Genomic DNA, 24,166 nt, shown 5'->3' on the forward strand with positions numbered 1-24,166 from the left:
CTTTCCGTTCAATGGCTCTACCCCACATCGATCTGCTGTACTCCGTCTCCGGCCTGTTCGTCGGCTTTCTGGTCGGGCTGACGGGCGTCGGCGGCGGCTCGCTGATGACGCCGATCCTCGTCCTGCTGTTCAAGGTGCACCCTGCCACCGCGGTCGGCACCGACCTGCTGTACGCGGCCGCCACCAAGGCGACCGGCACGCTGGTGCACGGACTGAAGGGCTCGGTCGACTGGCAGGTCACGCTGCGCCTCGCGGCCGGCAGCGTGCCCGCGGCGACCGTCACGCTGATCCTGCTGCATCGCTATGGAATGGATACGCCTGGCGCGGGCCGGCTGATCCAGGTCGTGCTCGGCGCGGCGCTGCTGATTACCGCGATCGCGCTGGTGTTCCGTCCGCAGCTCGCGGCGCTCGGCGCGCGCAAGCAACGCGCGCCGAGCCAGGCACGCACGCTCGCGCTGACCATGCTGACCGGCGCGACCCTCGGCGTGCTGGTGTCGTTGACGTCGGTGGGCGCGGGTGCGATTGGCGTGACGGTGTTGATGCTGCTGTATCCGATGCTGCCGACGACGCGCATCGTCGGCTCCGACATCGCGCACGCGGTGCCGCTGACCTTGCTCGCGGGCGCCGGGCATTGGCTGCTCGGCTCGATCGACTGGTCGATGCTGCTGTCGCTGCTGGTGGGATCGCTGCCCGGCATCGCGATCGGCAGCTATCTGGCCTCGCGCGCGCCGGACGCGCTGCTGCGCAATCTGCTCGCCGCGACGCTGACGCTGGTCGGCGTGCGGCTGGTGTTGTCGTGAGGCGCTGAAGACGCGTCAAGCGCGCACACCGCAACCCGTGTCTATTTGAAAAACCGGCAGGTCAGATCCGCCTCGAACTGCCTGACCCACTGACCGTGGCGGTCGTAATACGACTGTGACCAGCTGCCGCGCCGCACGGTGACGACCCGCTCGTGCGCCGGCTCACCGGGTGCCATGCTCGCACTGACGTCGAAATGCGCGGGCGCGAAACCGTGTCGCGCGCACACCAGTTCGAATGCCGCGCGATCGCCGATCGGCAGATCGATATAGCGAAACAGCGTGGTTTCCATGACCTTGGCTCCCCCTTCCCTCTTGGTCACAGTACGCCTCGCGATGCGTCGGTAATGTGTCGCAGCGCACGAATCCGCGACGGCCGCGCCTCCATCAGGACCTGTGTGTGCGGCAAGCCGCATTGCTGCGGTCCCGCAAAACCTCGCGAGTGCCACGCCATAAAACCGGCGGCGAAAAAAAAGCTCCGGCGATCATGCCAGAGCCTCCAGGTTGATAGATAGACCTCGCGACGCGATGCAAGCGCGGCGTCAAACCGTCTACGCGACGCCGGTGACGGCGCCCATGCCCCAAGCCGCTGCGCACCACCGCGCGACGCGGGCCTTGCGGCGCCGCGCGCACGCGTACCGCTTACTGCTGCACCACTTTGAGCTTGTTCGACACTGACATTACGCCGTCGACACCCTTGGCGGCTTCGCCGGCCGCATCGATCTGTCCCTGGGTCGGCACCGAGCCGGTCAGCGTCACTGCGCCGCCGCGCGCGCGCACGGCGATGTGCGACACGTCGAGACCCTGGGTCTTCGTCAGCGCGTGGCGCACCTTACGGCCAAGTTCGTGATTCGCTGCCTTGCCGGCCTTGACGGCGGCTGCCGCCGACGCCGTATCGGTTGCCGGAGCGTTTTGGGCGTAGACGTTGCACGCCACCACCATCGCCACCACCGGACCCAGTGCTTTCAGAAAACCGACCGTCTTCATAGCTCTCTTCTCCTTGGCTTCACATTGGACCGCATGAACAAGCGGCATTGTTACGACTACGGGCGGCCGTCATCGCGCGAACGCGCGCGTGAGCGACGGCCATCAACGGCTGTGACACGATGTGCAAGAGGCGAAAGAGGCTGATTACCGGTAACCGGCAAACCGCGACGTCCGCCGACGCACCCGGTTCTTGTCCGTCTTGCCGGGGTCGCGCCGCAAACGTTGGATCGCGGTAGCGATGCACAATTTAATCTAGCCGGCACAGAAGCGCAAAGGATTTAGCGCGCGGCGTGGCGCGCCGACAGCGGGTGCGTCATGCGTGCCGGAGAGAAGCAGACACGCTCCGTGGTCGCGCAAGAATTTGCACCGGCATCATGCCAGCGCTCATGCCGGCGTTCACCGCGGTGCTCACCATTTGTTACGCGTTTGTCGGCGTGACGGGCGGCTACGCGTTTCGCGGCCGCGCCAATCTCAGGTACCATCGGCGCGACGCGTGCTGGCGCGCGCCGCCCAAGCCGCCTTCGCGCATTCGAGCCCGATCGACCGCCGCTTTCAGATGATCCGATGAAGCCTGACACCGGCCGCACCCGCCCTACCCATCTCGTTGCCCGTTTTGTCGCGATCTCGTGGCGCGACCTGGCGGTCTCGTTCGGCCCGCTCGTGCTGCTCGTGATCGTCGCAATCTGGGCCGCCGTGCGGCTGATCCAACCCGCCCCGCCGAATACGCTGACGATTAGCGCCGGTCCCGTCGACAGCACCTTCTGGATCGCCGCGCAGAAGTACAAGACGATCCTTGCGCGCAATCGCATTACGCTGAACGTGCTGGCCTCGCAGGGCTCGCAGGAAAATCTGAAGCGGCTGTTGGACCCGAACGCGGACGTCGACGTCGGCTTCGTGCAGAGCGGCATCGCGCCAGCCGGGCTCGACAAGGACAAAAGCCTGATGTCGCTCGGCAGCGTCGCTTACGTGCCGCTCGCGATCTTCTACCGCGGCGCCCCCGTCGACTGGCTGTCCGGGTTCAAGGGCGAACGCCTCGCGATCGGCCCCGAGGGCAGCGGCACGCGCGAGCTCGCGCTCGCGCTGCTGAAGGCCAACGGCATCGTGCCGGGCGGTCCGACCCAATTGCTGCCGCTAACGGGCGACGCCGCCGCCGACGCGCTGATCGACGGCACGATCGACGCGACCTTCCTCGCGGGCGACTCGGCGCAGCCGGCCGTGATGGGCAAGCTCTACCGCACGCAGAACGTGCGCTTCTACGATTTTTCGCAGGCCGACGCGTACACGCGCCGCTTTCCGTACCTGACGCAGCTGAAGGTGCCGATGGGCGCCTTCGACCTCGGCAAGAACCTGCCGGCGAACTCGATCAGCATCGTCGCGCCGACCGCCGAGCTGATCGCGCGCGATTCGCTGCATCCGGCGCTGTCCGATCTGCTGATCGAAGCCGCGCGCGAGGTGCATGGCGGCGCGACGACGATGCAGCGCGCCGGCGAATTCCCCGCCCCGCTCGCGCACGACTTCCCGCTTTCCGACGACGCCGCGCGCTACTACAAGTCGGGCAAGAGCTTCCTGTACCGAACGCTGCCGTTCTGGATCGCGAGTCTCGCGGACCGCCTGCTGGTGATCATCGTGCCGCTGATCGTGCTGCTGGTGCCGGCGCTGCGCATCGTGCCCGGGTTGTACGCGTGGCGCGTCAAATCGCGCATCTATCGCTGGTACGGCTCTCTGATCGCGATCGAGCGCAGCGCGCTCAGCGAACATGCGTCGGCCGAACGCGCGTCGCTGATCGAGCGGCTCGACACGATTGAAGACTCGGTCAACGGCATGAAGATGCCGCTCGCGTACGCGGACCAGTTCTACGTGCTGCGCGAGCACATCGGCTTCGTGCGGCGGCGGCTCACGGAAAGCCGCGACACGCGGGGCGGGCTGGACGAGGCCGACGAGCAGGCGGCCGATAAAGTCAAAGGCTGAGCGCCCCTGACGGCACCGCCGGAACCTACGTCCACCGGCCGCCACCAGGGGATATCGACCGGTGCAAGCCGGGACCGCACCGCGTAAGATCGCTACAATTTTGATGAGGTAACGGACGCACCGTCCGCATCGTCCGACACAGGCAATCCGGGAGACATTTATGACCGTTGGCATCGACGCCCAACAGCGGCAGTGGTTTTACGATTTCGTCTCGCCGTTCACCTACCTGTTGCTCGAGCAATACGACAAATGGCCCGGCTTCGACTTCGCGTTCACGCCGGTCGTGCTGAACGATCTGTATCGCCACTGGGGCCAGCGCTCCGCGTACAGCGTGCCCGCCAAGCGCACCTTCATGTACCGGCACGCGCTGTTTCGCGCGGAGCAGCTCGGTATCCCGTACAAAATGCCGCCCGCCCATCCGTTCGATTCGATGAAGCCGCTGCTGCTCGCGACCGCCGCGAACGGCGACGTGCAATTCGTGCGCGAGATTTTCCGCTTCATCTGGCGCGAGGGGCGCGATCCGTCGAGCGACGAAGCGTTCGCCGAGCTGTGCGAGCGCGTCGGCAAGCCAGACGGCCCGGAACTGATCCAGGACGAAGCCGTGCAGGCGCAATTGCAGCGCAATACCGCCGACGCGGTCGAACTCGGCGTCTATGGCGTGCCGACGTTTCGTCTGAACGATCAGCTGTTCTGGGGCGAGGACGCGCTGCCGATGGTGCTGTACTGCGCGCGCACGCCGAACTGGCTCGAATCGCGCGAGGTGAAGCGGATCAGTTCGCTGCCATGGGGGCTGCCGGACAAACCAACACCGGCATAACGCGGCGGCCGCTGCGGGCCGCGCCCTGGTTGCGGCTTCGGCCCGAACGAATCGACGCCGGCAGGCGTCGCGCTGATGCCGGCCATACCGTGCCCGCTATGCCGCCGAAGCGCAAACGCGCCTAAGGTTAAGCTTTCGCACCCCACGCGCGCGCCGCGCGGCGAGCTCATCGGCAGCGCCCGCGCCACCACGCTTCGATCATGGACGACACCGCCGCCTCACTCGATATCTGGCTCGTGCGCGTGCTGCGCACGCTGCTCGTCGAGCGCAGCGTCACGCAGACCGCGTTGCGGCTGAACCAGACCCAGCCCGCGATCAGCACCGCGCTGCGCAAGCTGCGCGACACGCTCGGCGATCCGATTCTGGTGCGCGGCAAGTCGGGCATGGTGCCGACCGAATACGGCGAGTCGCTGCTCGCGGCCGCGCAGCGCGTGTTGCGCGATGTCGATTTCGTCGCGACGCCGCATGGCGATTTCGACCCGGGCCGCTCGCGCCGCACTTTTCGCGTCGCCGCGCCCGACTATCTGAACGACTTCTTCATGCCGACCGTGATCGCGCGGTTTCGCGAAGCGGCGCCGCATGCGCGGCTCGAAATCGAATCGCTGGGGCCGCTGCTCGATCATTCGGCCGCGCTCGACGCCGGCGAACTCGATCTGGTGATCGGCAACTGGCCGAAGCCCGATCCGCGTTTCGAGCGCAGCGACCTGTTCGCCGATACCGTCGTGTGCATGATGCGCGCGGACCATCCGCTGACACACGAGCCGCTCACCCGCGAAGCCTATCTGGCCGCGCCGCATCTCGCGCCGACACCCTACAGCGGCGCGCGCGGCGGCGCGATCGATACCGGCTTCGCGCGGGCGAAGGCGAGCCGGCGCATCGTCGCGACGCTGCCCTACTTCGGGCTCGTCGCGCAGACGCTTCTGCAATCGGATCTGATCTTCACGACGACGCGGCGCTTCGCGATGCACTACGCGAGCATGTTGCCGCTCGCGGTCGTCGACGTGCCGATCGCGTTTCCGCGCATCCGCTGCTATCAGTTGTGGCATCCGCAGCCGGATCGGCCGAGCGATATCGGCTGGCTGAGGACGTTGATGTCCGAGGTGTCGGGTGAGCTGGTCGCGCGCAAGCCCCCGTTGCGCCGTATGGCCTAAACCGTGATCTGCTTCGTTGCGCGGACGTGGCTCGCGGCCTGCCCCAACGCATGAACCGTCGCGGCCTGCCGTGTCCTCAGTCGCAGCAGTTGCGCGCACACCGCAATCGCGATCGCGGCGGGCGCCTTGTCGATGATCCCTTCGACGCCGATCGGGCAGGTCATCTCCGCGAGCCGCTCCAACTCCACGCCTCGTTCGAGCAGTCGCCGCTCGAACTTCACGCGCTTCGTGTTCGAGCCGATCATGCCGAAGTAGCTGAAATCACGCCGTCGCATGATGCGCGAGGCCAGCGAAAAATCGAGCGCATGGTTGTGCGTCATCACCAGAAACCACGCGCCGGGCGGCGCCGCGTCGACGATCGCCTCGGGCGTGTCGGTCGCTTCGACCTGCACGTTGGGCGGCGTTTCGTCGGGGAACAGCTCGTCGCGTTCGTCGACCCACTGGACCACGCACGGCAGGCTGCCAAGCAGATGCGCGAGCGCATGGCCGACGTGTCCCGCGCCGAACAGCACGATGTGCATCGGCGCCGGCCGCGGTGCAAGCTCGGACCCGGTCCCGCCCGGACAATAATTCAGGCGTGCTTCCATATTGCGCTCCCAACTCGTTTGCCACTCGCCATCACGCCTGCCGCGCGGCCGCCGTCGCGGCCCGCACCGCGCCGACCGCCTTCAGGATTTCCTCGCTGGTCGCGGGCGCATTGAGTGGCGGATTGACCTGATGGCCGCCGACCGCCGACACCGCGTCGCGCACCGCGAAGAACACCGAGAACGGCAGCAGCAGCGGCGGCTCGCCGGTCGCCTTCGAACGATGGATGCTGTCCTCCGCGTTACGGTTCCTGAACAGCCTGACATTAAAAACCGGCGGCACGTCGTTGACGGTCGGGATCTTGTACGTCGAAGGCGCGTGCGTCATCAGCTTGCCGCCCGCGTCCCACCACAGCTCCTCGGTGGTGAGCCAGCCCATGCCCTGAATGAACGCGCCTTCCACCTGGCCGATGTCGAGCGCCGGATTCAGCGAGGCGCCGACGTCGTGCAGCGCATCGGCGCGCAGCACGCGCATTTCGCCGGTCAGCGTATCGATCACGACTTCCGATACCGCCGCGCCATACGAGTAGTAGTAGAACGGCCGTCCTTGCAGCTTCGACTGATCCCAGTAGAGCTTCGGTGTCGCGTAGAAGCCGTCGGACCACAACTGGATGCGCGCGAGATAAGCCTTCGCGACCACTTCCTCGAACCGCACGGCGACCTCGCCGACCATCACGCGATCATGCGCGAAGCGCACGTCCCGCGGGTTCACGCTGCCCGCGCCGAAGCGCTCGGCCGCGAACGCGGCGAGCCGCTCGCGCAACTGGCGCGCGGCGTCCTGCGCGGCTTTGCCGTTCAGGTCGGACCCGGTCGACGCGGCCGTCGCAGACGTATTGGCGACCTTGCTGGTATCGGTCGCGGTCACCCGAATCCGGTTGAAGCCGACGCCGAGTTCATGCGCGACGACCTGCGCGACCTTCGTGTTCAGCCCCTGGCCCATTTCGGTGCCGCCGTGGTTCACGAGCACCGAGCCGTCGGTGTAGATATGCACGAGCGCGCCGGCCTGGTTGAAGTGCGTGACGTTGAACGCGATGCCGAACTTGACCGGCGTGAGTGCCAGGCCCTTCTTCAGGATCTCGTTGTTCGCGTTGAATGCGTCGATCTCCTTGCGGCGCGCGCGATAGTCGCTGGTCGCTTCGAGTTCGTCGATCAGCTCGTGAATCACGTTGTCTTCGACCACCTGGCCGTACGGCGTCTGGTTGCGCTCGGTCTTGCCGTAGAGATTGCGGCGGCGCACGTCGAGCGCATCGACGCCGCACGAGCGCGCGACGTTGTCGAGGATGTACTCGATCGCGAACGCGCCCTGCGGGCCGCCGAAGCCGCGAAACGCCGTGTTCGACTGCGTGTTGGTCTTGCCGCAGAAGCCGTCGATCGAGACGTCCGACAGCCAGTACGCGTTGTCGAAGTGGCACAGCGCGCGCGTCATCACCGGGCCCGACAGGTCGGCGGAAAAGCCGCAGCGCGAGGTCATGTCGACCGCGACGCCTTCGATCACGCCCTCTGCGTCGTAGCCGACTTCGTAGGTGTAGTGGAAATCGTGACGCTTGCCGGTCACCATCATGTCGTCGTCGCGGTCCGGGCGCAGCTTGACCGGGCACAGCAGCTTCCACGCGGCGAGCGCGGCGCAGCACGCGAACAGCGCCGACTGCGATTCCTTGCCGCCGAAACCGCCACCCATGCGCCGGCATTCGATCAATACGTTATGCGATGCAACGCCCAACGTGTGCGCCACGAGCTGCTGCATTTCGGTCGGATGCTGGGTCGAGCAGTAGACGTGCATGCCGTCGTCGTCCTTCGGCACCGCGTACGAGATCTGCCCTTCCAGATAGAACTGCTCCTGGCCGCCGAGCCACATCTCACCGGCCTCGCGATGCGCGGCACGCGCGATCTTCGTGCCGGCGTCGCCGCGCGCGAGCTTCATCGGCGGCAGCACGAACTGGTTCGCGGCGCGTGCCTGCTGCGCGCTCAGCACCGCCGGCAGTTCCTCGTAGACCACCTCGGCGCGCCGTGCGCCGAGACGCGCCGCCTCGTGCGATGTCGCGACCACGATCAGCATCGGCTGGCCGACGTATTGCACGACGCCGTCGGCGAGGATCGGATCGTCGCCATGAACGATCGGGCCGACGTCGTTGACGCCGGGGACGTCGTCGGCGGTGAAGACCGCGACGACGCCGGGCGTCGCGCGCACCTTGTCGAGCGCGATCGAGACGACCTTCGCGTGCGCCTTCGACGACAGCCCCAGCGCCGCGTGCAGCGTGCCGGCCAGCTCGGGAATGTCGTCGGTGTAGGTCGCGCGGCCGCTTACGTGCAGATGCGCGGACTCGTGCGGACGCGACACGTGCACCTGGGTGAAGTCGTCGAGTTCCTGGACCTCTTTCAGGAACGGTTCGGCTTGCTGGTTCATGGTTGTGTTCTCCGTATCCTTGAACGCGCGGGGCTCAGGCGCTCGCGCCGGCCGGCGCGACCGCGCGCACGTCGAGCGCGCTCTTCGGCAGCGGCTGATGCGCGCGCGTTTCGAGCCAGAAACGGTACAGCGTGTTCTTCGCCGACTCGAGGCGGTAGTCGCTGCTCGCGCGCATGTCGGTGAGCGGCGCGTAGTCAGTGCCCAGCGCGAGCATCGCGGCCTGCGCGGTCGCCTCGTGCCATTCGGCGTCGCGCAGCACGGCTTCGGCCTGGAGCGCGCGCTTCGGCGTCGCGGCCATGCCGCCGAACGCGATGCGCGGCTCGCGGATCGCGTCGCCGTCGGCGATGAACGAGAACGCCGCGCAGACAGCCGAGATGTCCGAATCGAAGCGCTTCGACAGCTTGTAGGTACGAAAGCGCAGGTTCGCGCGCGCACCGCCGCGCGCGGGCACCTTCAGGCCGACGACGAACTCGTGCCCGGCCATGTCCTTCTGCTGATACGCGAGGTACAGGTCTTCGAGCGGCATCTCGCGCTCGATGTCGCCGCCCCGCACGATCACGCGCGCGCCGAGCGCGATCAGCCCCGGCATCGAATCGCCGATCGGCGAGCCGTTCGCGATGTTGCCGCCGAGCGTGCCGGCGTTGCGGATCGGCAGCGACGCGAAGCGCTGCCACATTTCGGTCAGCTCCGGGTACTGCTTCGCGATCTCGGCATACGCTTTTTCGACGCTGACGCCGGCGCCGATCTCGATCCAGTCGTCATTGGTTTCGAGCTTTTGCAGCTCGGCGATCTGTCCGACGTAGACGAGGTCGCCGAGCTCGCGCATCTGCTTGGTGACCCACAGGCCGATGTCGGTGCTGCCCGCGAGCAGGCGCGCGGCCGGTTCCTGCTGTTTGATCCGCGCGAGCGCCGCGACCGTGCGCGGCGCGGCGAAGCGCTGGCCCGCGTGCTCGTACTGAAACGTGTCGCGGCGTTCGAGCGTCGCGAGCGTGTCGGCGAGCGCCTTTACGTCGACTGGCGCTTGCGGCGCGGGCGCGTCGAACATACGCTCGGCCGCGTCGACGATCGGCCGGTAGCCGGTGCAGCGGCACAGGTTGCCGGTCAGCGCATTGCCGATCGCCTCGCGCGACGGCACAGTGCGGTTCGCGCAGCCATGCTCGTGGCCGTGCTTCTCGTAGAGCGCCCACATCGACATGATGAAGCCCGGCGTGCAGAAGCCGCACTGCGAGCCGTGGCAGTCGACCATCGCCTGCTGCACCGGATGCAGCGAGCCGTCCGGCTGGCGCAGGTCTTCGACCGTGAAGAGCGCGCGGCCGTCGAGGGTCGGCACGAACTGGATGCAGGCGTTGACCGCCTTGAACTCGACGCCGCCCGCCGGATTGCGCTCGCCGATCACGACCGTGCAGGCGCCGCAGTCGCCTTCGGCGCAGCCCTCCTTGGTGCCGGTGCAATGCGCGTCCTCGCGCAGATACTGCAGCACCGTGCGGGTGACGGGCGCGTCCTCGATTTCGCGGATCGCGTTGCGGTGATAGAAACGAATCGGCTCGGTCATGTCTCGGTGCTCTCGTCTGTTGCGTGTTTGCGCGGACACGCCGCGTCGATGGTTTGAAAGCTATCACCGTCAATAAACGCAACCCATAGCTCGAATCGCATGGGGGACATATTCCTCGCGCGATATCGAGGTGGATTTGCGTACGGCAGCGCTTATGTTGATCTGACGCTTTTGCCGTTTTTATCGATTTTTGCCGGTTTAGCGGACATGCCAGATTTTGGCATGCCCCTCGCCTCGCCGAACAATCGCGCGCTAGCGGCGTGAAAACCGACCTTTATCACGTCACAACCCGCCATTGATTCGTCCCATTTTTTAAGCAAGCCCTGCAAGGGAATCGGTTCCATGGGAGAATCACGCCTTCCCGCCGAATTCAAGTCTGGTTTTCCCGATGTCCACCGACTCCGCGTCCGCCCGCAGCGAATTTGCGACGACCCTGCAGATCATTCCGGTCGTCTTTTTCACCTTTCTTTGCTACCTCACGATCGGTATTCCGCTCGCGGTGCTGCCCGGTTATGTGCACGGCGACCTCGGCTACAGCGCGGTGCTGGCCGGCGCGGCGATCAGCGTGCAGTACCTCGCGACGCTCGCGTCGCGGCCGCTCGCGGGCCGCTCGGCCGATACGCTCGGGCCGAAGCGCACGGTGTCGATCGGTCTGCTCGGCTGCGGCGCGAGCGGTGTGCTGCTGTTGCTCGCCGCGCTGACCGGTCGCTGGCCGGGGCTGAGCCTCGCACTGCTCGTGTGCAGCCGGCTCGTGCTCGGTTTCGGCGAGAGCCTGTGCGGCACCGGCGCGATCCTGTGGGGAATCGGCCGGGTCGGCACCTCCAACAACGCCCGCGTGATTTCGTGGAACGGCATCGCGACCTACGGGGCACTCGCGATCGGCGCACCGCTCGGCGTGATGATCTCGCGCTCGATCGGCTTTACCGCGCTCGGCATTCTGGTGATCGCGCTCGCGGGGCTCGGCTATTACCTCGCGCGTCTGATCGCGCCGGTGCCGGTCGTGCACGGCGAGCGGATGTCGTATCGCAGCGTGTTGACGCGCGTGCTGCCGCACGGTATGGGTCTCGCGCTCGGCTCGGCCGGCTTCGGTTCGATCGCGACCTTCATCACGCTGTTCTATGCGGCGAAACACTGGCCGAATGCGGCGCTGTCGCTGACGCTGTTCGGCACGCTGTTCATCGGCGCGCGCCTGCTGTTCGCGAACACGATCAAGACCTACGGCGGCTTTCGTGTCGCAATCGCGTCGTTCTCGTTCGAATGCGCGGGTCTATTGATGCTGTGGCTCGCGCCCGAGCCGCATATCGCGCTCGCGGGCGCCGCGCTGACCGGCTTTGGCTTCGCGCTGGTGTTTCCGGCGCTCGGCGTCGAGGCGGTCGGGCTCGTGCCGCCGGCGAGCCGCGGCGCAGCGCTGTCCGCGTACTCGGTGTTTCTCGATCTGTCGCTCGGCATTACCGGGCCGCTGGCGGGGTATATCGCCGGCGAGTTCGGTTACGGCTCGGTGTTCCTGTTTGCCGCGATCGCGGCTGCCGCGGCGGTCGTGCTGTCGACGGTGCTGTATCTGCGCAACGCGAAAGTAACCAGTCTGTCCACCGCGCAGTAAGCACTCGCAGTAAGCACTCGCAGTGAACGCGCGCAACGAACGCGCGGCGCTGACGCAACAAGGCCGCGACGCGCAAAGTCTTCACGACGCGCGCCGCGGCCATTCGATCCCACTGTCCATCCTCGCGGCTAATCTCTCTCCGCCGCCATCTCCTGCTTGATCGTCGTCTGCGCGCGCACCGCGATCTGGCCGTGATTGATTCGGCTCGACACGTTGTACACGCCGATCAGCATGAACAGCTCGGTCGCGGCCACCGAGCACGCGGTGCCGACACCGCCCCAGAAGTAGATGCTGATCGGTGCCTGCACCAGATGGAACAGCGCGCCGTAGATATAGATCCGCTTCAGCAACGACTGATTGCCCGACGCGATGATCGTCAGCATCACCTGGGTCGTCGTCATGCCGACGATCGCCGGCACGAACACGAGAATGCGCAAAATGCGGAACGTCTCGCCGAACGCCTCGCCGAGAAAACGTCCGACGAACCATTCGCCAAGCACCGTAAAGCCGACCAGAATCAGCACCGCCGACGCCGCGAACGCGACCATGAAGCCGCGGTTGACCTTGTGGATATAGGCGATGTCGTTGCGCTCGTAAGCGACGCAGATCTTCGGAAAGAACGCCTGGATGGCCGGCGCCGTGCACGCGCGTAGCGCGTTGGTGAGTCGCTCGGCCGCCACGTAATAGCCGACCGCGCCCGGGCCGCTGATCATGCGCAGCATGATCACGTTCGCGTACATGTACACGGACGTCAGCGCCGAACCGAGAAAGATGTGATACGCCTCTTTCGCCTCGGCCATCACGTCGGCCCAACTGACCCGCACGCTCAGCAGGATCTCGCGCTTCCAGATCAGCGCGCCCATCAGGATCACGCCGCACACGAAGGTCGGCGCATATTGCAAAGCGGCCGCGAGCATCACGTCGTCGCGAGTCCTCACGAACAGGAACAGCGGAATCAGCAGACCCACGCGCGTCGCGAGCAGCGTGCCCGCGAGCACAGGCAGGCGCTGCGTGCCTTCGTAGAAGCAGCCGGGCGTCAGCACGCCGCCCCAGATCACGAGCGAGCCCAGCAGCGTCGCACCGCGTTCCTGCGGCGACATGTGCGCGGCGAAGGCCCAGCCGACCAGCACCAGCGAGCACAGCAACGCGAGAATCGCGCGGCCGATCGTGGTCGACCAGTAGATGCGGTTCACGACCTCTGGGTTATCGATGTGCACCGCCACCTTGCGCGCGCTCGACAGGCCGAAGCCGAAGTCGACGATGACGAGAAGAATCTGCGAAATCGATTGCGCGTAACCGATCACGCCCAACCCGGCCGGCCCAAGTACGTGCGACAGATACGGCAACGTAACGAGCGGCAGCACGTAGTTCAGTGCGTACACCGAATACAGCGCGATGATGACGTTTCTCGTCGACACAATCGTCCTGTTTGCAGTAGGCGGTTAAAACTCAGGTCGAAAAAACAGAATACGACACGAAAGCAGGTTCACTTAGTGCGATATCGATCTTGTTGTAGCGATCGTCTTCGCCATTTGCGTTCAACACCGCGCTCTTCACCGCATTGCCGATCAGATTGCTTACCACGGTCTTGTAGTTGGCATCGGTTGCGTCGGTTGCGAACAGGATTTCGGCGAGTAGAGCATGGCCGCGTGTGGCCGCGCGCAACACCACGCGGCCCGAGGTCGAGCGCAGCACGTTGATCGCGATGCGCGTCGTCTCCTGCGACACGGTCTGGTTTCCGCAATGCAGCGCCGCCGCGACGCCGCCGCGTTCGTAGCCGACGCCGAGATTCAGCGCATGCACGAGGCTCGCGTCCTTGCCGCCCGCGATCGCGCCGCCGCCCGGATACGCCTTGGCGTAACCGACGATCGTGTCACCCGCGCGATCGCCGAAATTGCCCTGAATCGTGATGCCGTCGAGCGGTGTGCTGCCCGGCGCGGTCGAACTGCCGTACACGAACTGCGGGCCGTCGCAGCCGGCGTTCTCGTCGTCCTGGCCGGGACGGTAGCGATTGCCGACGATCGTCGCCGCCTGCTGGTAATCGATCTGGATGTGGCAACTCTGACCGGGCGGCACATCGAGGTACGACGGATGGCCGCGCGTCGAGAATTTCCAGCGGCCGATCTTGCCGTCGCCGCCGCAACCGTTGCGCGAGAAGTAATTGCCGTTCACCACCTTGCCCCAGTTGCCGCTCTTCATATAGACGCCGGCTAAGCCATTGCGATCGAACACCGCGCCGACGATCAGCGACTCCGCGCCGAGAATCACGCCGTGTCGCGCGTTCCATTCCCAGCGTCCGCCGATCACCTGCCAGAAGTTGTCGACGATATCGGCGCCGGCCGTATGGCAGAACATGCCGATGCAATTGATCAGCGAGCCGTCGGTGTGCTCGGTCGCGTAGAAGCCGCGCTCGCACATGTACGCATAGCAGCGCTCGAGCGTCGAGGTGACGCCGAGTTCGTAGCCCGCGCGCGAAAAACCGATCGCCGTGCAACGACTAGCCCCGGCCGACGTACCGAAGTGGATGCCGATCGCCGTGTTGCCGGTGTGCGCCGGGTAGTTGGCGAGGTAGTAGATGACCTTGTCGTAATGCGCGGGCCGCACCTGCACATGCTCGACGAACGCCGAGTCGCCCAGCGTCAGCGCCGCCGACCTCGGGCCGCCCGAGTCCTGTCTCTCCAGCACGGTCGCCCCCATCGCGATGTCGGTGATCACCACGTATTCGCCGCCGCCGTCGCCGCGCAGTCTCGAGCCGTTCGCGGTGGTCAGGTCGCCGGTGTAACGCCAGATGCCGCGCGGTAGATACAACCCGCGCGCACCGCTCGCGAACGCTTCCCTGAGTTCAGCGCCGCAGTCGTAACCGGACGCGCCGCGCTGGATCGCCGCCAGCCGGTGCGGATCGACGAAGCGCGCGACGCTGACCTCGAGTCCCGCGACGATATCGCTGAGCGTCTTCAGATAGCTCGGTGCAACCGGTTCCGATGCGGCACGCTCGGGCACGGACGCGGCGACGCGCAGGATGCCGCCGGCGCCGTCGCCCGCGCCGTTACCCATACTCGCGAACGCGCCGCGCTCGCGCGGCGCGTGCCCGGTCGCGCGCGCGATGCCCAAATCGGCTGTGCTTGCACTGGCCCCGGCCAGGCCGCCGAGCAGGAACGTCTTGAGCGCCTGTCGCCGGGTTTTCATCTAGCCCTCCCCCATTGCGTTACTCCGTTCTTTTTTCACGTCGAGACATCGACAGGCATCAGTCCACCGTGATGCTTTGCCCCTGCTCGGCGGCCGCCGGACGCGCGCTCACGGTCATGGGGACCGGCACCGCACGCGCCTTCGCGCTGCGACTCAGGCCCTGCACGCCTGGCGGTCTGAACAGCGGCACACGATACTTGCGGCTGAAACGCCACAAGCTGTTCAGATGCCGGCGCCCCGCCTTGCTCAGGAAGCCCGCTGCCGACGCACGCTGATGCTCGTGCGTGAGTCGCGCACCCGGCACGCACAGCACGCGGTAGCCCGCCTGCCAGATGCGCGCGCAAAAATCGACGTCCTCCATATAGAGAAAGAAGTGCTCGTCCATGCCGCCGAGTTCGCCGAATAGCGCGCGCCGCACGATAAAGCCCGTGCCCAGCACCCAGTCGGCCTCGAACGGCGTGCCCGCGGCCCACGCTTCGCGCATCATGTGGTTGTCGATGCGGCGCTTGAACGCGCCGAGCCGCCCGAGCGGCGACCGCCGGCCGAGTATGTCGAGCACCGAATAAAAGCGCCGCGCGGAAAACTGCCGCTCGCCATCCGGATAGACCAGATCGAGACCGACGAGGCCGACATCCTTCTCCGTTCTGAACAACTGCACCGCGTTTTCGAGCGATGTATCGACGAAATAGGTGTCCGGGTTCAGCACGAGCACGAGTTCGCGCAGACAACCGACCATGCCGAAATTGACGCCGGCTCCGAAGCCGCGATTGATCGACGTTTTGACGAGCCTCACTCCCGTCGGAAGCGTCTCCCTCAGATAGGAAAACGAATTGTCGGGCGAAGCGTTGTCCACCACGACGATGTCCTCCTTATCCGCAATCGAAAGTTCTAGCACGGAGCGCACGCAATTTCCGACCAGTTTTGGCGTGTTGTAATTGACGATCACCACGCTAAACATTCCCTTCAGGTTCATCCCCACCTCCTGCTTTACATCAGGTGTTCGTGGAATTACCCCCAAACACGGCTTTCTGGTTCTTGCACCTTGCTTCGCGCTGTTCGCGCGCACTACCGACTACCCACTGCTCGTCCGCGCGATGCAGACGATCTGGAGCGCACTGCCTTCTGGTTCGCTACGTGCTGTCTGGACGCGGTCCGCCCACGTAATCGAACACTGGCAATGTCATCAGGATGAAGACAAACGGAATCACTTCGATCGATTGATAGAAGAGCGTTTGAAATAGAGCGGCCCACATGCACAACGAAATCCGGCTCGCGCTGCTCGCGAGTTTCGTCACCGATATCAGCACGCCGTAATAGAAGATCGCGCCCATCAGGCCGATATTCAGAATCTGCTGCAGCACGCTCGATTCGACGACGCCGAACTCCTGTTTCACCGGCTCGGGTGCCGAGTTCGTGACGAGCCCAAAGTACGTGCCGGCGATCACGTTGACCGGCAATACGAGCGACTTGGCCTTTTCCCATGCTTCGGTGCGGCCGTCGTTGCCGTCCGATTGCAGATCGGTCGCGCCTATGATCCGTTCGGTGCCGACGTTGACGACACTATCGTTCTGACTGCTCACCGCAACGCCGAAGATCATGATTGCCATCGTCGCGAACACGGTGGCAACGATCAGTTTCGCGTTTCTCGTGATGAACTGGATCGGCGCCTGCACGAACGCGAGCCCGAACGTGCCGAGAATGATCAGCATGCCGCTACGCGACAGCGCCGAGAAAATCGCGAAGCTGAGCACCGCGCACGCGAGGCCCGACAGCACGTTCTTGCGCACCAGATAGTCGACGCCGCACAGCGACGCGGCAATCGCGACGAACAGCGGGTAGTGCAGATAGCTGCCGGTCAGCGACGGCGCGCGCAGATTGTCGAAGCCGTACGTCGCGCCGGGCAGATCGATCGGGAAGACGTTCTGCTGCTGCGCGAGCGCGACACCCGCCTCGATCAGCGCGATCAGCACGAGCCCCGCATAGGCGACGCGCGGCTGCACGAAGCGCCTCTGATAGTTCGAGATCGCGTAGAAGTAGATGAACAGCGTGAAGATGAAGACGAACAGATAGGACGGCCCGAACTCACCGGTGAGCGCGAGCGTCGCGACGATCGACAGCCCGGTCGAGAACAGCATGCCCACGAGGAAGCCGAACGACAGGCGTCCTTCGTCGCGGAAGTAAGCGGCGATCGCCGTCGGCGAGATGTACCACACGAGCAGCCCGACGATACCGCCGACCTGGATCAGATAGGCGGCGTCCTTGCCGATCAGATACTCGAGCACGCCGCGCGAGGCACACAGCACGACGGCCAGCAGATAGGCGATGGTTGCGATCATGGCGTCAGGCCTGATACGCCACGGAGGCGTTGACGTTGACCGGATCACCGCGGTAGATGCGCTCGATCACGTCCTGGAACTCATCGATTTCACAGACGTTGAGCAAGGTGCCGTCGTGCTCGACGCCTTCCGCGCCGAGCGGCGTCGAGACAACCGGCAGTTTCGCCGCGAGCATTTCGAGCGTCTTCAGCTTGACGCCGGCGCCCGACAGCAGCGGCACCACGCCGATATCGGCGGACTCGAAGTACTTGCCCGGATTTTCGACGAAGCCGGTCACGCAAATATCGTCGCTATTCAGGCGCTTTACGCGGTCGCTCGGATCGGAGCCGACCACGAACAGCTTCAGTTGCAGGCCGCGCCGGCGCAGCGGCAGAAAAATCGTGTCGATGAAATTGAGCAGCGCCTCTTCGTTTTCACGGCGTTGCATCGCCCCCCAGAACAGGATGTTGCCTTTCTCGACCGTGTCTTTCGAGCGCCGCACTTCCTTCAGAAACGCCGGCAGTGAGATCGGCACGACCTGCAACGTGCCGACCCCGGGGTACAGGCCGTTGATCAGCTGCGCGTCCTTGCTGGACAGCACGAGCACCTTGTCGGCCAGCTTCAGCAGACGCTGCTCGAGCATGAACGTCTGCCGGGTGAACAGCCATCCTTCGATGGACTTGACGCGCAAGATGACCTGGATCTGCAAGTCATGCGCGCACATCACGATCTTCACGCCGTCGTGGAAACGCTCGCGCAGATTCTGGGCATACGCAAAGCATTGCGAGAACTCGAGCCGCACGGTGTCGTATCGGTTCCTGTCGACGAGCTCGCAGAGGAACTTGCCGATCGCGGGCTTATAGCGCGAGAACAGGCGCGGTGAAAAAGTCAGCGGATTCGCGAGGAACGACGGAATCAGGTCGAACCGGCTCACGTACTGGATGTACACGTTGCGCACGTTCGCGCGGAACTCGATGGCTTTTTCGTCGACCGGCACGCGCGACACGATCAGCACGTCGAGCTCCGACTCCGCGCTCAGTTTGATCAGGTAGTCGTAGGCCAAACGGTGGCCAGCTTGCGGCGCGTTTTTCTGAGGCAGAAAAGGCGTGACAAATAGCTGTTTCATCCGGGTAGTCCCTTGCCTGTACGGTATGCGCTCGGCAGGCGCGGCCGTAAGATCCCTTCGCATTGCCATGTTGGTGTTCTGATCGGTCCAGTCGGGCGCTACGCCCCGCACCGCGGGCGCGTCGCGAACCAGGCGCCCGGGCTTATCTGTCGTACGGTTTGTAGATGTAGGCTGCGTAGCGATAGCGTCCGTAGCCGTAGCTGTAGCGTCCCGGCCGCATCCGCAGTCCGTTCATGATCACGCCGCGCACCGGCAGGCCGACCTTCTGCATCTGGCGGACCGACTCACGCAGCTCGCCGATGCCCGTGACACCCTGACGCGCGACGAAGAACGTCGTACCTGCCACGCAGGCGAGCCGGACCGCATCCGCGGCGAGCAGCACCGGCGGTCCGTCGAGCAGCACGACGTCGTAGCCGGTCGCGACCTGACGCAGCACCGCTTCGAGCCGTGTGTTCGACAGCACGTCGCTCGGGCTCGCCACCTGGCGGCCGCTCGCGATGAAGTCGACACCCTGGAAACGGGTCGCGCGAATCAGCTCTTCGGGACGGTACGCGCCCTGGATCAGATCGGTGAGGCCGGGACCGCGATCGCCGCCGAGATGCCGATGCAGGAAGCCGCGACGCAGGTCGCCGTCGATCAGCAGGACGCGCTTGCCGGTCGCACCGATTACCGCGGCGAGATTCAGCGACACGAACGACTTGCCGATGCCCGGCGTCGGGCCCGTGATCAGCACGATATGGTTGCGCGCCTTGGTCATCGTGAATTCGAGCGCGGTGCGAAAGCCACGCAGACTTTCGATGGCCGGATCGATCACCGCTTCGCCCGCGAGCACGAGCGCCTTCGATTCCGGACGGCGACGGCTGTGCGCGAACCGCTCTTCCTGACGGCTGAACGGCACGCTCGCGTAGACCGGCAAACCGGTGCGCAACTCGACTTCGTACGGATCGTCGATCGCGTCGAACAGACGCTGACGCACGAGCGCGATCACCGAGCCGACGAACACGCCCAGCATCAGCGCGCCGATGATGATCAGCAGCGGCTTGGGCCGCACCGGCGTATCGGGCGCGACAGCGCCGTCGACGATGCGCACGTTGCCGGACTTACCCGCCTTGATCAGCTTCAGCTGTTCGAGCGTATTGCGCAGCGACGTATCGAGCTCGGTGCCGACCTGCACGTCGCGCTGCAGGCGCAGCACGTTCTGTTCGAGCGGCGGCAGCGATTGCGTCCGGCTCGCGAGATCTTTCGCTTCCTGTTGCGCCGCATGCAACTGCGCGTTGACCGACTGCACGGCCGGATGCTGGTCGGTGAAGCGCGTCAGCAGTTCATTGCGCTTCTGTTGAAGTTCCGCGAGCCGCGTCTGCGCCTGAACCGACAGCTGCAGCAGGTTGGTCGCTTCCTCGCCGAGATCGACGGTGCCATGCTTCGCGCGGAAATCGTTGAAGCGCGTTTCCGAAGCGGAAAGCTGCTGGCGCATTTCCGGAAGCTGTATTTCGAGGAAACGGATCGAACGCTCCGCTTCCTCGGATTTGCGCTTCAGGTTCTGGCTCACGTATTCGCCAGCGATGGTCGCGAGAATCGCGCTGATCTTCTTCGGATCGCTGCCTTCGAGCGACACGCCCAGGATGTCCGATTCCTTGCCTTTTTCCGAGATCGTCAGTTCCTTGCGCAGCTTTTCGGTCGTCGTCAGCGCGGACTGGCGCCGCACTTCGAAGGTCGCGCCGGGATTCGCCTCGATCCGGTCGACGACGAGCGTGAGCGGCCCGTAGTTGGTCGTCGCGCTCAGCGGTTGGCCGACCGTGCCTTCGAGCTTCAGCTTGCCGTATTGCAACTCGTAGCTCGATCCCTCGCCCATCTTCAGCACGAACGGACGGTCGAATAGCTCTTCGGGGACGTCGAATTTCGACACCGTGATGCGCTCGTTGCCGTACACGTAGCCGTGCGGTCCCGGCGTCGACAGATGATCGGAGTGACGGGCGAGCCAGCGGCCGAACAGCGGGAAGTAGCGCGGCGCCGCTTCGATGTCGAGATTGAGCTTGTCGACCGCGCGGCCCACCACCATGCGCGAGCCGATCACCTGTGCCTCGCCTGACGTCGCGGTCTTCACGTCGAACATCGCGGACACGTCGCCGATCACGCTCCTGGACGAGGTACCCGCGTTCTCCTCGACCTGCACCAGAATGTCCGCGCGATACACGGGTTGGGAGAACACCGAATAAGCGATGCCGAGCGCGACCGCGATGGCCGTCGTGATCGCAATCAGCTTGCGATTGTCGTACAGCGCATCCAGATAATTCGCGAAGCCTGCCGGCGCATGTTCGCTGTTGTTGTTGCGGCTATCGAATGGTGCACTGCTTTGGTTCATGCGAGTTCTCCCAAAGTCTCTACGGATTGCCACTTGTTCCCGGCGCCGGGACCGGCACCTCGCCGCATCCAGTCACGCCTGTGTCCAGCGAGCTGACCGCCTCGATCGGACGGGGGTAGCTGATTGACGCCACATCGGCTACCTTTGTGTGTAACAGCGCCTATGCGAGGTCGGCTCTTTTCCCTAACATCGCACCACATGCTTTCTTACGGATCCCGAAATGAAAAAACTTCTTGCCGCCGTCATGCCCGTCTTGCTGAGCGCCCAGGTGGGTTACGCCCAGAGCATCGTGTCCGCCGCCTCTTCGGCTTATGCGCCGAGTTATGTCGCCAAACACTCGCAACTCGACGCGATGACGCCTCATGCGGCCAGTTCCACCACGCTCTACGGCTCCTCGTCGGATTTCGCGTACGCTAAAAAGAACCGCTATGTCGCGCCCAACGTGTACACCCAAACCAAAAACAGCCTTCCGAAGCAGAAACGTACAAGCGTTGCACAGCCTGTCCGCGGCAAGAACTCAGCGGACCCCTACGGCAGCGATTTGTGGAATTCAGACCAGACCTACGCGTCTCCCGAGACCGCCGATCCGTACAGCGTGCGCTGAGCTGTAGCGCATCACCGTCTGGACCCCCCGTATCGCCGATGTGGCCGCTTGCGGCCACATTCCTGTTTGGTTTGAACTGACTGCCGGGCCCGGTCGCGAAGATTCCCCGATTAGCCGCGTCTCGTCCGCCGTTTTTCCACGCAAACGCTCACGACATGCACATGCTTTTGTTCTGATGAGTCTGGCTTTTTCGCCGACCCATTGAGCCGGTCATCGCCAACTCCGCGCCGTCACCGCGGCTTCGTTTACTCTGTCGAGCCACGCGCTTCAGCGCTCGATAAAATGCCTTTCCTTGGCGATCATAATATTCAGAGAGCCCGTCCTTACAACGTTCGGCAGCGCACACAAAAGCCGATTGCTACAGGATTGCTTCAGACAAATCACGCGATAAAAAACACGTGTTTAAAGCGACGATAACGGCACGGATATACACGCCGTTTGCCACAATCAGCGCCGACTATTTTCAGGGCGCCGGACGCGGATTATCCGCATAGCGCGCGCGACGGCGCGACGGCGCGACGTGCGTCGAACTTTCGCCGATGTGCATGATTTCAGCCAGACGCCGCGCGTAATGCTCGGGCAGATATTCTTCGACGTCGTACTTTCTGTGCTCATCGGCCAGATGAATGGCGAGTTCGCCGAGCGCCTGTTTCAGGCTGCCCGGATCGAACTTGAACTTGATCTTGTTGCCGACCGATTCGGCGGTCACCGCCATGCTGCCGCCATCGCGAACCAGCACCGGCAGACCGAGCATCGCCGCCTCGATCACGACAAGGGGCGCGTTCTCCGCGCCCACCGACGGCACGACCACCGCATCGGCGAACTCGCGCATGGCGGGAAACAACTGCTGCTGCGGCATCGTGCCGAACAGGATCAGCTTGCGCTGTGCGATCAGCGACGCGTAGCGCTGCTCGATCGCCGCGCGGTCCGGGCCGTCGCCGTACACGCCGATGCAATTGATGCGCTCGAAGCCCGTCGCCTCGCAGAGCGTCAGAAATTGCAGCAGGCCTTTCTCCGGCGAGATCCGTCCGACGAACGCGATGTTGAAGCGCTCCTTGTCACGCACCGTGACGATTGGCATCGCGCTCGGCACCGCCGACGGATTGTGCACGATGACCGTATTCTCGATGCCGACGCGATGCAGCGCCTGCTGCATGAACAGGCTCGGACACAAGATCCTGTCGAACACGCGCGCGGGCTGATAGGCCGCGCGCACCGCGTGCCACCACGCCTTCGTCATCAGATCGTGCACGAGGCCCTTCGGCGTCGGCCGCAACGTGAAGACCGCGCGTGTGCGCAGCACGTCGAGCGGCAGAATGATCGGACGCTTATCCTTGTCGAAGTACTGCAGCGACGGGTTGTAGTAGACGAGGTGATAGTCGTGGCAGGTGTGATACGCGCGATAACCGAACTGACGCTCGTGCCGCGCGATCACGCTGAGAATCGAAGGCGACAGCACGTTGTGGTAGTTGTGCACCATCAGCCGATGCGGCCGGAAACGATGCAGCGCCTTTTCGAGCGCGCGCGCGGCGGTCGTGTTCCAGGAGCGCGACAGCATCGTCGAGCGCGCGGAAAACTGGCTATCGTCGAAACGCTCGACCTCGACGCCGGGCAGCGTGCCCAACAGCTCGGCCGATTGTTGATAGACCACTTCCGCGCCGCCCATGTGCGCGTAATCGTTGATCACCAGTACCCTGCAGCGCTGCATGTCCCCTCCTGTCGTATGCCCCTCGTGCCGTCTCGCGAAAAACCCGGACGGCGTTGCCCGGACGAATCGCTTCGTCCAGGCACTCCCTCTGTTCAAAACTGCGGAAACTTGCCGCGCCAGCCTCCACCCTCGCGCAGATAGCGCAGAAACAGCGCAATGCCGCTCAATTGCGCCGCGAAGCGCAGCGTCGATGCCGCATCGTCGATGATGATCGTGCGCAGCCGGTACGGATCGGTGTGCTGATCGTTCCAGCCGATGTCGCAGGTGCGCGCGGTTTTGAAGCCGGCGGCCCGCACGAACTCCACTTCGCGTTCGCCGTAATTGCCGTTCGGATACGCGAAGTGCTCGCACGGTTGTTGCAGCAGCGCCGCGATCTCATGGCGGCTGTCGCGGATTTCGGCCTCGCTTTCAGCGTCGCTGCAATGCGTGAGGATCGGATGGAAGCGCGTATGCGCCTGGAAGTCGATGTGCTCGCGCATCGCCTGCATCGCTTCGATCGACAGGCCGGTCGGCCGGTCATCGCCGTCCTGCTGGTAGCCTTGGGCCGCCAGCGCGGCGAGGCGCTCGTCGTTCGTCATCCGCTTCAGACGTTCATGGCCGACGCGCAGCGAGCCCGGATGCAGCCACCAGTGACTGCGCGGCCGTCCGACGATGCGACTGCACAGGAAGATCGTCGGGCGCACGTTGTGCTTGACGAACACCGGCAACAGCTTCGCGTTGCCCGCGTGGCCGTCGTCGAGCGTGATCGCCACGCGTGGCCGGCCGCGGCCGGGCGCGCTGACGTCGGTCAACGGCACGAACTCGCACAGCTTGCCGAGATAAGTCAGGTGACGGTCGAGCGTGTCCGGATCGGGATCGTGATAAAGCAGCACGGCCACGCGATCGCGCCACAGCACCTTGCGCGTGAACCACGCGAGACCCGAAATCAGGACGAAGCCCGCGAGCATCTCCTTCACGAGCGTCTTGTAGCGCTTCATGCGGCGCCCGCGGTCGCTGTCGGACAGG

20 protein-coding genes are annotated in these 24,166 nt (G+C 64.8%); 6 read left to right on the forward strand and 14 right to left on the reverse strand.

Annotated features, from left to right (window positions below; genetic code table 11):
* The first annotated feature begins 11 nt into the window (after positions 1-11).
* Complete coding sequence (locus OKW35_RS06060; protein ID WP_090803240.1) at positions 12-800, forward strand: sulfite exporter TauE/SafE family protein; 789 nt, start codon at positions 12-14, stop codon at positions 798-800.
* A 41-nt stretch (positions 801-841) separates the two neighbouring features.
* On the opposite strand, the gene OKW35_RS06065 is transcribed toward OKW35_RS06060, so the two are convergent.
* On the reverse strand, positions 842-1,090 hold the full coding sequence (locus OKW35_RS06065; protein ID WP_429551492.1) for a hypothetical protein: 249 nt from the start codon (positions 1,088-1,090) through the stop codon (positions 842-844).
* Positions 1,091-1,439: 349 nt separating this feature from the next.
* Positions 1,440-1,784: a BON domain-containing protein gene (locus tag OKW35_RS06070; protein WP_184055489.1), complete on the reverse strand. Its 345-nt coding sequence runs from the start codon at positions 1,782-1,784 to the stop codon at positions 1,440-1,442.
* Between the two features lie 564 nt (positions 1,785-2,348).
* Between OKW35_RS06070 and OKW35_RS06075 the strand changes: the two genes are divergently transcribed.
* From OKW35_RS06075 to OKW35_RS06085, 3 genes are all read left to right on the forward strand, one after another.
* Positions 2,349-3,752: a TAXI family TRAP transporter solute-binding subunit gene (locus tag OKW35_RS06075; protein ID WP_429551493.1), complete on the forward strand. Its 1,404-nt coding sequence runs from the start codon at positions 2,349-2,351 to the stop codon at positions 3,750-3,752.
* Between the two features lie 160 nt (positions 3,753-3,912).
* Positions 3,913-4,569 (forward strand): 2-hydroxychromene-2-carboxylate isomerase, encoded by a 657-nt coding sequence (locus OKW35_RS06080; RefSeq protein WP_187617873.1) that lies wholly within the window; start codon positions 3,913-3,915, stop codon positions 4,567-4,569.
* A 200-nt stretch (positions 4,570-4,769) separates the two neighbouring features.
* Positions 4,770-5,720 (forward strand): LysR substrate-binding domain-containing protein, encoded by a 951-nt coding sequence (locus OKW35_RS06085; protein WP_090803229.1) that lies wholly within the window; start codon positions 4,770-4,772, stop codon positions 5,718-5,720.
* Here the strand turns inward: OKW35_RS06085 and xdhC are convergent.
* The 4 genes from xdhC to OKW35_RS06105 form a co-directional block, all read right to left on the reverse strand.
* Entirely contained in the window at positions 5,717-6,307 is a 591-nt protein-coding gene (gene xdhC / locus OKW35_RS06090) for a xanthine dehydrogenase accessory protein XdhC (protein WP_429551494.1), read from the reverse strand. The two genes, OKW35_RS06085 and xdhC, sit on opposite strands and share 4 nt — an antisense overlap.
* 31 nt (positions 6,308-6,338) lie before the next feature.
* Complete coding sequence (gene xdhB / locus OKW35_RS06095) at positions 6,339-8,708, reverse strand: xanthine dehydrogenase molybdopterin binding subunit (protein WP_429551495.1); 2,370 nt, start codon at positions 8,706-8,708, stop codon at positions 6,339-6,341.
* Positions 8,709-8,742: 34 nt separating this feature from the next.
* A complete protein-coding gene (xdhA, locus tag OKW35_RS06100) occupies positions 8,743-10,260 on the reverse strand; it encodes a xanthine dehydrogenase small subunit (protein ID WP_429491076.1) in 1,518 nt (505 codons plus the stop codon).
* Positions 10,261-10,412: 152 nt separating this feature from the next.
* Positions 10,413-10,604: a hypothetical protein gene (locus OKW35_RS06105; RefSeq protein ID WP_429551496.1), complete on the reverse strand. Its 192-nt coding sequence runs from the start codon at positions 10,602-10,604 to the stop codon at positions 10,413-10,415.
* A gap of 44 nt (positions 10,605-10,648) precedes the next feature.
* Here OKW35_RS06105 and OKW35_RS06110 point away from each other — a divergent pair, with 44 nt between their 5' ends.
* Entirely contained in the window at positions 10,649-11,860 is a 1,212-nt protein-coding gene (locus OKW35_RS06110) for an MFS transporter (RefSeq protein WP_429551497.1), read from the forward strand.
* Between the two features lie 128 nt (positions 11,861-11,988).
* On the opposite strand, the gene OKW35_RS06115 is transcribed toward OKW35_RS06110, so the two are convergent.
* From OKW35_RS06115 to OKW35_RS06140, 6 genes are all read right to left on the reverse strand, one after another.
* Positions 11,989-13,278, reverse strand: coding sequence for an oligosaccharide flippase family protein (locus tag OKW35_RS06115; protein WP_090803222.1), 1,290 nt, complete (start codon positions 13,276-13,278; stop codon positions 11,989-11,991).
* A gap of 31 nt (positions 13,279-13,309) precedes the next feature.
* Positions 13,310-15,046: a hypothetical protein gene (locus OKW35_RS06120; RefSeq protein ID WP_429551498.1), complete on the reverse strand. Its 1,737-nt coding sequence runs from the start codon at positions 15,044-15,046 to the stop codon at positions 13,310-13,312.
* Positions 15,047-15,104: 58 nt separating this feature from the next.
* On the reverse strand, positions 15,105-16,019 hold the full coding sequence (locus tag OKW35_RS06125; RefSeq protein WP_429551499.1) for a glycosyltransferase family 2 protein: 915 nt from the start codon (positions 16,017-16,019) through the stop codon (positions 15,105-15,107).
* 157 nt (positions 16,020-16,176) lie between these two features.
* Positions 16,177-17,382 (reverse strand): hypothetical protein, encoded by a 1,206-nt coding sequence (locus OKW35_RS06130; RefSeq protein WP_184062219.1) that lies wholly within the window; start codon positions 17,380-17,382, stop codon positions 16,177-16,179.
* A 4-nt stretch (positions 17,383-17,386) separates the two neighbouring features.
* Positions 17,387-18,487 carry a glycosyltransferase gene (locus tag OKW35_RS06135; RefSeq protein ID WP_429491072.1) on the reverse strand — a complete coding sequence of 367 codons (1,101 nt, stop codon included), beginning with the start codon at positions 18,485-18,487 and terminating at the stop codon, positions 17,387-17,389.
* 142 nt (positions 18,488-18,629) lie between these two features.
* Positions 18,630-20,849, reverse strand: coding sequence for a GNVR domain-containing protein (locus tag OKW35_RS06140; RefSeq protein WP_429407307.1), 2,220 nt, complete (start codon positions 20,847-20,849; stop codon positions 18,630-18,632).
* A 220-nt stretch (positions 20,850-21,069) separates the two neighbouring features.
* On the opposite strand from OKW35_RS06140, the gene OKW35_RS06145 reads away from it, so the two are divergent.
* Positions 21,070-21,453: a hypothetical protein gene (locus OKW35_RS06145; protein ID WP_090803213.1), complete on the forward strand. Its 384-nt coding sequence runs from the start codon at positions 21,070-21,072 to the stop codon at positions 21,451-21,453.
* A gap of 463 nt (positions 21,454-21,916) precedes the next feature.
* Here the strand turns inward: OKW35_RS06145 and OKW35_RS06150 are convergent, their stop codons facing one another.
* Both OKW35_RS06150 and OKW35_RS06155 read right to left on the reverse strand, forming a co-directional pair.
* Positions 21,917-23,161 carry a glycosyltransferase gene (locus OKW35_RS06150; protein ID WP_429551500.1) on the reverse strand — a complete coding sequence of 415 codons (1,245 nt, stop codon included), beginning with the start codon at positions 23,159-23,161 and terminating at the stop codon, positions 21,917-21,919.
* 92 nt (positions 23,162-23,253) lie between these two features.
* The gene (locus OKW35_RS06155; RefSeq protein ID WP_184062424.1) at positions 23,254-24,138 is read right to left on the reverse strand and encodes a polysaccharide deacetylase family protein; all 885 of its coding nucleotides are present in this window, start codon (positions 24,136-24,138) and stop codon (positions 23,254-23,256) included.
* Positions 24,139-24,166: the final 28 nt, after the last annotated feature.

The sequence above is a fragment of the Paraburkholderia sp. MM5477-R1 genome, assembly GCF_050436385.1.
GTDB classification, from domain to species: domain Bacteria; phylum Pseudomonadota; class Gammaproteobacteria; order Burkholderiales; family Burkholderiaceae; genus Paraburkholderia; species Paraburkholderia tuberum.

Coding starts and splice junctions, on each gene's coding strand:
- OKW35_RS06060 (WP_090803240.1), top strand. CDS start 12: ATGGCTCTACCCCACATCGATCTGCTGTACTCCGTCTCCGGCCTGTTC.
- OKW35_RS06065 (WP_429551492.1), bottom strand. CDS start 1,090: ATGGAAACCACGCTGTTTCGCTATATCGATCTGCCGATCGGCGATCGC.
- OKW35_RS06070 (WP_184055489.1), bottom strand. CDS start 1,784: ATGAAGACGGTCGGTTTTCTGAAAGCACTGGGTCCGGTGGTGGCGATG.
- OKW35_RS06075 (WP_429551493.1), top strand. CDS start 2,349: ATGAAGCCTGACACCGGCCGCACCCGCCCTACCCATCTCGTTGCCCGT.
- OKW35_RS06080 (WP_187617873.1), top strand. CDS start 3,913: ATGACCGTTGGCATCGACGCCCAACAGCGGCAGTGGTTTTACGATTTC.
- OKW35_RS06085 (WP_090803229.1), top strand. CDS start 4,770: ATGGACGACACCGCCGCCTCACTCGATATCTGGCTCGTGCGCGTGCTG.
- xdhC (WP_429551494.1), bottom strand. CDS start 6,307: ATGGAAGCACGCCTGAATTATTGTCCGGGCGGGACCGGGTCCGAGCTT.
- xdhB (WP_429551495.1), bottom strand. CDS start 8,708: ATGAACCAGCAAGCCGAACCGTTCCTGAAAGAGGTCCAGGAACTCGAC.
- xdhA (WP_429491076.1), bottom strand. CDS start 10,260: ATGACCGAGCCGATTCGTTTCTATCACCGCAACGCGATCCGCGAAATC.
- OKW35_RS06105 (WP_429551496.1), bottom strand. CDS start 10,604: ATGGAACCGATTCCCTTGCAGGGCTTGCTTAAAAAATGGGACGAATCA.
- OKW35_RS06110 (WP_429551497.1), top strand. CDS start 10,649: ATGTCCACCGACTCCGCGTCCGCCCGCAGCGAATTTGCGACGACCCTG.
- OKW35_RS06120 (WP_429551498.1), bottom strand. CDS start 15,046: ATGAAAACCCGGCGACAGGCGCTCAAGACGTTCCTGCTCGGCGGCCTG.
- OKW35_RS06125 (WP_429551499.1), bottom strand. CDS start 16,019: ATGAACCTGAAGGGAATGTTTAGCGTGGTGATCGTCAATTACAACACG.
- OKW35_RS06130 (WP_184062219.1), bottom strand. CDS start 17,382: ATGATCGCAACCATCGCCTATCTGCTGGCCGTCGTGCTGTGTGCCTCG.
- OKW35_RS06135 (WP_429491072.1), bottom strand. CDS start 18,487: ATGAAACAGCTATTTGTCACGCCTTTTCTGCCTCAGAAAAACGCGCCG.
- OKW35_RS06140 (WP_429407307.1), bottom strand. CDS start 20,849: ATGAACCAAAGCAGTGCACCATTCGATAGCCGCAACAACAACAGCGAA.
- OKW35_RS06145 (WP_090803213.1), top strand. CDS start 21,070: ATGAAAAAACTTCTTGCCGCCGTCATGCCCGTCTTGCTGAGCGCCCAG.
- OKW35_RS06150 (WP_429551500.1), bottom strand. CDS start 23,161: ATGCAGCGCTGCAGGGTACTGGTGATCAACGATTACGCGCACATGGGC.
- OKW35_RS06155 (WP_184062424.1), bottom strand. CDS start 24,138: ATGAAGCGCTACAAGACGCTCGTGAAGGAGATGCTCGCGGGCTTCGTC.